We start from the raw sequence: 9,185 nt of genomic DNA, 5'->3' as shown, positions 1-9,185 counted from the left end.
CGCCGCGTCCGCGGAGATCATCCAGGTCGCGCAAGGTTGCGGCCCAGGCTTCCACCGCGGTCCTCGCGGCGCCTGCCGGCCACTCTACAATTGTCCTCCCGGCTGGCACACGGGCCCCTATGGCAAGCGCTGCTTCCGCAACTGACAGGTCGGCATACGGCAGGGCCGGCCGGTCTGCGTAACCGTCCCTGTCGATTCCGCCGACTGATCTATTTGCCGAGAAAATCCAGCAGCAGCGCGGCGAATCTTGCCGGGGCATCCAGAAACACGAGGTGTCCCGCATTGGGTATCACCTCGGCGCGCCCATCGCGCATCCGTCCCGCGAGCGTCGTGGCCAGCTCGGCGTTCTGCCCCATCTGTGCTCGAAGCGCTTCCGGTGCGTTCGGTCGCCCTGGCGCGTTTTGGTCGTCCGCTCCCATGATGAACAGTGTCGGCTGTGTCAGCAGCGGAATCTCGTGCACGATCGGCTCGCGATAGATCATCTGATAGGAGCTGACAAAGCTCTTCAGCCAGCGTGGATAGTCGGCGCTCCCTTTGAGATTGAAGCGGGCATCGACAAACGGCGTCACCTGCTCGGGCGGTAGCTTCAGCGCGTAATTGGTTTCGAGCTGCTTGCGATAATCCTCCGCGGTGAGACGATCCTCGCTCTCGATGATCTTCTCGGATGGGATGGGCGGCACATAGAAGCGGTAGTCCTCGAGCCCGATCGGCGCCGCCAGCACGAGATGCGTGACGCGGTCGGGATAGGCGCGGGCGATGCGCACGGCGAGCATGCCGCCCATCGAATGGGCGACAACATCGACTTTGGCGATGCCGAGATGGTCGAGCAGGGTCATCGTGTTGCGCGCGAGGATGTCGAAATGCAGCTCGCCTGACGGCTTGGATGACTTGCCGAAGCCGACCTGGTCGGGCACCACGACGCGAAAGCCGGCCTCCGTCAGCGTCGTGATGACCGGCGCCCAGTAGCTCGAAGGAAAATTGCGGCCGTGCAGCAGCAGCACGGTGCGGCCGTTGGGCTGCGCCGGTGCGACATCCATGTAGGCCATGCGCAGTTGCTCGCCGTCATTGACCAGCGGCAACAGGCTGACCGGGTAGGGATAGGCAAAGCCTTCGAGATTGATGCCATAGGGTTCGCGCGGCGCGTCAGCGGCCCGGGCGAGGGAGGGCGCGGCGGCGAGCAGGAGAGCGCAGAGCGCAACGGCGAAACGGGACATTGAGGCTCCAGGAGGACAGGACGATCGCATCGTCAACTGTCTCGCGGTGGCCTGCGTTCGCTTGCGAGGCAAGGCTGTATCGCGATCCCGCGATAAACAGCGTGTGATCGTCAGCCGTCGCTGTCCGGCCCGAACAGCGCCGCGAAATGCTTCTCGCCGGCGTGGCTGAAATTCACCACGCGGCTGCCGGGCGTCGGGTCGCGCGCCGCCCATTTCAACTCGGTGAAGCGCTTCATCAAGGCTGCACCCAAGGTGCCGGCGAGATGATGCCGCCGCGCGCTCCAGTCGAGGCAGGCCTTGCACACCGGGCGGCGCGGATGTGCCAGCATTTCGGGCGAAATCCGCAGATGCCGCGCCAGAAACTGTTCGCCGTCGTCGGTGAGCACGATCTCCTGCTTGCGCCGGCGCACCAGCCGCTGCCGCGTCATGCTGTCGAGCATCTGCACGCCGAGGTCGCCTGCAAGATGGTCGTAGCAGATGCGCGCGCGCCGCAGCTCCGGCTCCTTCGGCCCGGTGCGCACGCGCATGTGGCCGGCCCGCGCGGCGAGACCCGCGAGCTTCTCCAGTACGTCGGCGACGTCGGGATCGGCCAACCGGTAGTAGCGGTGGCGGCCCTGCTTCTCCGGCTCAATGAGCCCGCCGCCTTCAAGCTTGGCGAGATGCGAGCTCGCGGTCTGCGGCGTCACGCCCGCTTCCTGGGCGAGCTCGGTCGCGGTCAGCGCACGGCCTGAGAGCAGGGCCGTCAGCATGTTGGCGCGGGCGGGATCGCCGACCAGCGCGGCCACCATGGCAATGTCTGGGCCTGATTTCATACTTCGATGCTAGACGAAGCATTGTCGTGGGGCAAGCGGATAGTGTCGAGGATGTCAAACATACTCGAGGTTGTCATGACCATCACCGTCTTCATCCGCTATCGCATCGATCCGTTCAAGCGCGACGTCTTCGAACACTACGCGCAACGCTGGCTATCGATCATTCCCCGCTGCGGCGGCGATCTGATCGGCTATTTCATGCCTCATGAGGGCACCAACGACGTCGCGTACGGCCTGATTTCGTTCGACAGTCTTGCCGCCTACGAGCGCTATCGAGCCACGCTGCGCAACGATGCCGAAGGACGGGCGAACTTCGCACTGGCGGAAGAGCACAAGCTTATCCTGGGCGAAGAGCGAACATTTCTTCGCAATGTCGTGGCCACGGCATGAGAGCGGTACTATGTTGGTGCAACCAAGACGAGATGGGAGGACGACATGACGGTCACGACCGCAGACAAACGCGCTGCATTCCGCAAGCTCCACGAGGCCGGCTGCTTCGTGCTGCCGAACCCGTTCGACGCCGGCACGGCGAAGATGCTGCAACATCTCGGCTTCAAGGCGATCGCCTCCACCAGTGCGGGGTTTGCCTGGTCGATCGGCAAGGCCGACACCTGCACGATGCTGGACGAGATGCTGGCACATCTGGCCGCGCTATCGGCGGCGGTCGACATTCCCGTCAACGCTGACTTCGAGGGTGGTTTCGCCGAGGCCCCGGAGGGGGTGGCGGCCAACGTCGCGCGCGCCGTCGCGACCGGCGTTGCGGGCTTGTCGATCGAGGATTCCACCGGCGACAAGAACGATCCGCTCTTCGCGCGCGAACTTGCCGTGGAGCGCATCCGGGCTGCACGGCAGGCGATCGATGCCAACGGGGGCGACGTGCTGCTGACCGGCCGCTGCGAGGCGTTTCTCTGGGGCAAGCCCAATCTCGGCTTGGTGACCGACCGTCTCACGGCCTATGCCGAGGCTGGCGCTGATTGCCTCTATGCCCCCGGGATCAAGACGGTCGAGGAGATCACGGCCATCGTCAAAGCTGTCGCTCCGAGGCCGGTCAATCTGCTGATCGGTGCGTCGGGTCTGTCGCTGAAGCAGGCCGAAGATATCGGCGTGCGCCGCATCAGCGTCGGCGGATCACTGGCGCGGATGGCCTGGGCCGGCTTCATGCGTGCAGCGAAGCAAATGGCCGAGCAGGGCACCTTCACCGAGCTGGCCAACGGCTATCCTGGCGGTGAGTTGAACAAGATCTTCGGTTGAGATCGGTCTGCACACGAGGAAAAGCCGCGGCACGGGCCGCGGCTTCTCTATTTCCATCAGTCGTCGCGCTTAGTCGTGGTCTACGCCGATGCCGACGCTCACGCCCGGCGCGCGGATGCCGATGCCGCCGCGGTCTTCATAGCGGCGGCGCTCGATATAGCGCTCGCGCGGCGCATAGGCGTAGGAGTCGCGGTCTCGATCCTCGATGATGACGCGACGTTCGCGGTGTTCGCGCCAGCAATGGCCGTCCTCGTTGCAGACCATGCGAACGGTCTGGACGTCGCGTTGCGGGACGGCCGAGACGTCAGGCGAGAGCGGAGCAGCCGAGGCTGCGGTCATGATGAGCGTGCTGGCAGCTGCTGCGAGAGCAAAAGCTTTCATCGATTGTCTCCTCCGGTTGGTGCTGTGTCAAAGTGCCGCAGAGCCAATTTCCAAGCGTCGCAATCGTTCCATGGCGAGCCTCGTCGATTCGAATGTTCGCTTCGCGTACAACAAACAAGCTCATTGTGAGCTCGATTGGATATCAACAAACAAGGAGTCCAACACACAAAAGGGCGGCGGGTGATGGCTCACCCGCCGTGAGTTGCTGATGGCGCATGGCCATCCGCGAGATTGTTTGTTGCCGACCTTACTTGGCGTTGTTGTTGGTCTGGCCGGCCGGGGCCGGCGGCGGCGTGGTGCGATCGCCCGCGGCGCCGGTGGTCACGCCCGGAGAGCTGTTGGGCGCGGGCTGCTTCGAGGCCGTCTGCGAGGTCGGCGTGGTGCTGGCCTGGTTGTCATGCATCGACATGTTGTTGAGGCCGTAGAACACGGCCCCGAGCAGGATCGCGATGCCCACGGCATAAGCCGCGATGCGGCCGCCCGAGGCGCGGCCTTCGGTCAGCTCGGGGTCGGGTTGCAGCCGGCTGTCCATCCGCGCCGCACGCTCATACTCCGTGCCCGTCATGCCCGGCTCGGTCAGTCCGGCGCCGGTCATGCCGGCCCCACTCATGCCCGGACGCGTGCTCATGTCCGGCCGGTTCATGCCATCAGGATAACGTTCGTTCGGAAGCCGTTCGTTGGCCATCTCATCCTCCTAGCGATTGTCTGCGGACAACCTGCGCGACCGCGGGTCCGTTCCGCGAAACCTTACGAATTCCCCATCTGATCGGCTGGGCGGCGCGCTAAGGTTCCTCGCGGATCTGCGATTCTGGAGCTTGTCATGTGGAACCTGCCGCCGACCGACGGCGTGCTGCATCTGTTGTCCTGGGTGGCGCTGGCGGCGCAGGCCATGACGGCGGCGCTGGCCGCGGGACGCCGCAGCATGGATTGGATGGGCGTCTGCCTGCTCGGCGCCATCACTGCGCTCGGCGGCGGCACGTTGCGCGACGTGCTGCTCGGGCATTATCCGCTCGCCTGGGTCGAGCGGCCGTCCTATCTGCTGCTGACCGTGCTGGCGCCGTTCGTGACCATCGCGATGGCGCGGCTCGTCCACCGGCTGACCACGGCGTTTCTCGTCCTCGACGCCATCGGCCTCGTCGTGTTCACGATCTCGGGCTGCGAGATCGCCTGGCAGATGAACGTGCCGTTCGGCATCGTGATCGTCGCCGGGATGATCACCGGCTGCGCCGGCGGCGTGCTGCGCGACATCCTCTGCAACGATGTGCCGCTGTTGTTTCGCGCCGAGCTCTACGCCAGCGTGTCGCTGCTGACAGGGCTGCTTTACGCCACCGGCCTGTGGCTCGGGCTCGGCAGCGGCGTGCTGACGGCGCTGACCTTCGCGTTCGGGCTGTCGTTCCGGCTGCTCGCGATCCGCTACAAATGGAATATGCCGCAGTTCGTGTTCACCGGGGAGGGCAAGGGCTGAGGTCTTCCTGTCGCAATGCACAATGCGCCCGTCATGCGGTCGGCAAGTAACGGCAACGAATCGGTAACCGTTCATGCCGCGCCATCCAAGCGATGGCGGCTATCATCCCATTGCGCGGCGACGGCTGTTTCCGACACAAACCGCAAAAGCCGCGGCCACCGGCGGCCATGAAATTGCGATTTTGGTTGGCTGCCCTGCGTCCGCGAGATTTGTGATGCGCATTCTTGAAAAGCAGACTTAAATCATTGGCAGATCGCGCGCTTCCCACTCGGGGGCGGCGAGACGCGCACCCCGATAAAGCACGGCAAGAGGGCGGAATGGGCATCAACGAGAGCGAGATCAATCTCGACCAGAAATACACCGCAAGCTCCGGCCACATCTTCCTGACCGGCATCCAGGCGCTGGTGCGGCTGCCGATGGCCCAGATCCGGCGCGACCGCGCCGCGGGCCTCAACACCGCCGGTTTCATTTCTGGCTATCGGGGCTCGCCACTCGGCGGCTACGACCAGCAGCTGTTCTCGGCGCGCAAGCATCTCGAGCAGTACAACATCAAGTTCCAGCCCGGCGTGAACGAGGACCTCGCCGCGACCGCGGTGTGGGGCTCGCAGCAGCTGCATCTGTCGCCCGGCGGCAAGTATGACGGCGTGGTCGGCATCTGGTACGGCAAGGGCCCCGGCGTCGACCGCTGCGGCGACGTCTTCCGCCACGGCAATGCGGCAGGCTCGGCCAAGAACGGCGGCGTGCTGTGCCTCGCCGGCGACGACCATGGCGCCAAATCCTCCACCGTGCCGCATCAGTCCGACCACGCCTTCATGTCGGCGCTGATGCCCTATCTCTATCCGTCCTCGATCCACGAGATGATCGAGATGGGCCTGCTCGGCATTGCGATGTCGCGCTATTCCGGCTGCTGGGTCGGCATGAAGGTCATCACTGAAACAGTCGAGACCACCGCCGAGATCAACCTCAACGACGAGATGACGCCGTTCGTCATCCCCACGGATTTCGAGATGCCGCCGGGCGGCCTCAATCTGCGCTGGCCGGACGACCGCTTCGAGCAGGACCGCCGGCTGCAGGACTACAAGGGCTTTGCCGCGATCGCCTTCGCCCGTGCCAACAAGGTCAACCGCATCACGATGGACTCGCCGAACGCCCGCTACGGCATCATGGCGTCGGGCAAGAGCTACGAGGACATCCGCCAGGCGCTGCGCGAACTGGGGATCACCGAGGAGGTCGCCGCCAAGATCGGGCTTCGTCTCTACAAGATCGGGATGCCCTGGCCGCTGGAGCCGGAAGGCGTGCGGCAATTCGCGGTCGGACTCGAGGAGATCTTCATCATCGAGGAGCGCCGCGAGATCGTCGAGAACCAGGTCAAGCAGGAGCTGTTCAACTGGCGCGACGACGTCCGTCCGCGCATCGTCGGCAAGATGGACGATCACGACAAGCGCTTCCTGCCGTTCGCCACCGAGCTCTCGGTCGCCTCGCTCGCGACCTCGCTGACGGAACGCCTTCTCCGCCTCGACCTCAATCCGGAGATCAAGGCGATGCTGCGCGCCAAGGCCGACTGGTTCAACGGCCGCGACGCCTCGCAGATGCAGCTGGTCTCGCCGGTGGCGCGTACGCCGTATTTCTGCTCCGGCTGTCCGCACAACACCTCGACCAAGGTGCCCGAGGGCAGCCGCGCGCTGGCCGGCATCGGCTGCCACTTCATGTCGCTGTGGATGAACCGCAACACCGAGACGTTCACGCATATGGGCGGCGAGGGCGTGCCGTGGGTCGGCATCGCGCCGTTCACCGGCGAGGAGCACATCTTCGCCAATCTCGGCGACGGCACCTATTTCCACTCCGGCAGCCTCGCGATCCGCCAGGCGGTCGCCTCCAAGGCCAACATCACCTACAAGATCCTCTACAACGACGCCGTCGCGATGACCGGCGGCCAGCGCCATGACGGCGACCTGTCGCCGCAGCAGATCACCTTCCAGCTGCATGCCGAAGGCATTCGAGAAATCTATCTGGTCTCGGAAAACCCGGACTCATATCCGGCCGACAGCATCGCGCCGGGCGTCAAGCTGGCGCATCGCGACGAGCTCGACAACGTCATGAAGACGCTGCGCCAGACCAAGGGCGCCTCGGCCATCGTCTTCGTGCAGACCTGCGCCGCTGAGAAGCGCCGCCGCCGCAAGCGCGGCACGATGGAGGATCCGCAGCGCCGCGTCTTCATCAACCCGGCCGTCTGCGAGGGCTGCGGCGACTGCTCGGTGCAGTCGAACTGCATCTCGGTCGAGCCGCTGGAGACCGAGCTCGGCCGCAAGCGTGTCATCAACCAGTCGTCCTGCAACAAGGACTATTCCTGCGTGAAGGGCTTCTGCCCGTCCTTCGTCACCATCGACGGCGGCAAGCCGCGCTCGCGCGCGCCTGCTGAGCTCGGCGACATCGGCGAGATGCCGGAGCCGCTGACCAAGCCGACATTGGACCGGCCCTACAACGTCGCCGTCGGCGGCGTCGGTGGCACCGGCGTGCTCACGATCGGCGCGCTGCTCGGCATGGCCGCGCATATCGAGGGCAAGGCCTCGATGATCCTCGACATGTCCGGCCTCGCGCAGAAGGGCGGCGCGGTGCTCAGCCACGTGCGTCTGTCCGAGAACACCGCCGACGTGACCTGCTCGCGCATCGTCACCGGCACCGCCGATCTCGTCATCGCCGCCGACGAGGTGGTGGCGGGCGCCAAGGAGACGATCACCTTGTGCGATAGCGAGCGTACCCATGGCGTCATCAACAGCCATCTGATTCCGACCGCCGACTTCGTGCTCAACCGCGACTTCAACTTCCAGAACCGCAAGGTCACGAGCCTGCTGGAGACCGCGCTTCGCAAGGACGCGACCTTCTTCGACTTCACCAAGCCGGCCGAGGCGCTGCTCGGCGACTCCATCGCCACCAACATGATGATGATGGGCTATGCCTATCAGAAGGGCCTGCTGCCGCTGTCGGCCGAAGCGATCGAGAAGGCGATCGCGATCAACGGCGTCGCCGTCAAGATGAACACCGAGGCGTTCCGGCTCGGTCGCCTCATGGTGGTCAATCCCGAGCGCGTCGCTGGCATGATGACCGGCCAGGACGAGACGGTGCCGCCGAAATCGCTCGACGCGATGACGCTCGACGAGATTATCGCCCACCGCACGGCGCACCTCACCGCCTATCAGAACGCCAGGTTGGCCAAGCGCTACCGCAAGCTGGTCGATCAGGTCCGCGAGGCCGCTGAGAAGGGCGGCTACGGCGAGACGCTGCCGCGCGCCGTCGCCATCAACTATGCCAAACTGCTCGCCTACAAGGACGAGTACGAGGTGGCACGGCTGTTCTCGGACGGCACCTTCGAGAAGCAGATCCACGACGCCTTCGAGGGCGACTACAAGGTCTCCTTCAACCTGGCGCCGCCGATCTTCAACTCAGGTCTCGACCCGCAGGGACGGCCGAAGAAGAAGAGCTACGGCCCGAGCATGATGAAGACGTTCCGGCTGCTCGCGAAGCTCAAGGGCCTGCGCGGCACGCCGCTCGACATCTTCGGCTACTCCGCCGAGCGAAAGATGGAGCGCGACCTGATCGCCGGCTACGAGAAGGACGTCGCCACGGTGCTGAGCCTGCTGTCGCCGGCCAACGCGGAGATCGCAACCGAATTCCTGTCGCTGCCCGACAAGATCCGCGGCTACGGCCCGGTGAAGGAGAAGGCGGTGCAGGACGCCAAGGTGCGCTACGCACAGTTGGCCGCCGACCTCGCCAACCCGCCGCCGGCGCCGCGCCAGATGGCGGCGGAGTAGGGGCCTGCTCTCTCCGTCATCGCGAGGAGCGCAGCGACGAAGCGATCCAGAGTCCTCGTGTAGCCCTGGATTGCTTCGCTGCGCTCGCAATGACGCGGTGAAAGCCGGAGCCTGCATCAGCGAAGCGACATGGGCGCTGTCCCTCGTGTCGCTGCGCTCAACCGGGCTGCTACTCTCGTTTTTTGGAATCTGATTTTCAGATTTATATTGACGAAAATCGGAAATCATGCTTTATTCCGCCTATCCCGCCTCA

General features: G+C 65.0%; 9 protein-coding genes. 5 read left to right on the top strand and 4 right to left on the bottom strand.

Annotated features, from left to right (window positions below):
• Nucleotides 1-145: GCG_CRPN prefix-to-repeats domain-containing protein (locus BRAO375_RS39015; RefSeq protein WP_502688880.1), on the top strand; the 145-nt coding region annotated here is incomplete at its 5' end.
• 64 nt (nucleotides 146-209) lie between these two features.
• Here BRAO375_RS39015 and BRAO375_RS12690 read toward each other — a convergent pair.
• Both BRAO375_RS12690 and BRAO375_RS12685 read right to left on the bottom strand, forming a co-directional pair.
• The gene (locus BRAO375_RS12690; protein WP_009027870.1) at nucleotides 210-1,214 is read right to left on the bottom strand and encodes an alpha/beta fold hydrolase; all 1,005 of its coding nucleotides are present in this window, start codon (nucleotides 1,212-1,214) and stop codon (nucleotides 210-212) included.
• A 110-nt stretch (nucleotides 1,215-1,324) separates the two neighbouring features.
• Complete coding sequence (locus BRAO375_RS12685; RefSeq protein ID WP_244423177.1) at nucleotides 1,325-2,026, bottom strand: ArsR/SmtB family transcription factor; 702 nt, start codon at nucleotides 2,024-2,026, stop codon at nucleotides 1,325-1,327.
• 75 nt (nucleotides 2,027-2,101) lie between these two features.
• Between BRAO375_RS12685 and BRAO375_RS12680 the strand changes: the two genes are divergently transcribed.
• Nucleotides 2,102-2,416, top strand: a complete 315-nt coding sequence (locus BRAO375_RS12680; protein ID WP_009027868.1) for an NIPSNAP family protein — start codon at nucleotides 2,102-2,104, stop codon at nucleotides 2,414-2,416.
• Nucleotides 2,417-2,461: 45 nt separating this feature from the next.
• Nucleotides 2,462-3,277, top strand: coding sequence for an isocitrate lyase/PEP mutase family protein (locus BRAO375_RS12675; protein WP_009027867.1), 816 nt, complete (start codon nucleotides 2,462-2,464; stop codon nucleotides 3,275-3,277).
• A 69-nt stretch (nucleotides 3,278-3,346) separates the two neighbouring features.
• On the opposite strand, the gene BRAO375_RS12670 is transcribed toward BRAO375_RS12675, so the two are convergent.
• Entirely contained in the window at nucleotides 3,347-3,658 is a 312-nt protein-coding gene (locus BRAO375_RS12670) for a hypothetical protein (protein WP_009027866.1), read from the bottom strand.
• 247 nt (nucleotides 3,659-3,905) lie between these two features.
• Nucleotides 3,906-4,343 carry a hypothetical protein gene (locus BRAO375_RS12665; RefSeq protein WP_009027865.1) on the bottom strand — a complete coding sequence of 146 codons (438 nt, stop codon included), beginning with the start codon at nucleotides 4,341-4,343 and terminating at the stop codon, nucleotides 3,906-3,908.
• A gap of 135 nt (nucleotides 4,344-4,478) precedes the next feature.
• Between BRAO375_RS12665 and BRAO375_RS12660 the strand changes: the two genes are divergently transcribed.
• Both BRAO375_RS12660 and BRAO375_RS12655 read left to right on the top strand, forming a co-directional pair.
• Nucleotides 4,479-5,123, top strand: coding sequence for a trimeric intracellular cation channel family protein (locus tag BRAO375_RS12660; RefSeq protein ID WP_009027864.1), 645 nt, complete (start codon nucleotides 4,479-4,481; stop codon nucleotides 5,121-5,123).
• A gap of 317 nt (nucleotides 5,124-5,440) precedes the next feature.
• Complete coding sequence (locus BRAO375_RS12655) at nucleotides 5,441-8,932, top strand: indolepyruvate ferredoxin oxidoreductase family protein (RefSeq protein WP_009027863.1); 3,492 nt, start codon at nucleotides 5,441-5,443, stop codon at nucleotides 8,930-8,932.
• The last annotated feature ends 253 nt before the right edge of the window (nucleotides 8,933-9,185 follow it).

This window comes from Bradyrhizobium sp. ORS 375, from assembly GCF_000239775.1.
Classification (GTDB): domain Bacteria; phylum Pseudomonadota; class Alphaproteobacteria; order Rhizobiales; family Xanthobacteraceae; genus Bradyrhizobium.
This window is presented reverse-complemented; position numbering and strand designations above follow the sequence as displayed.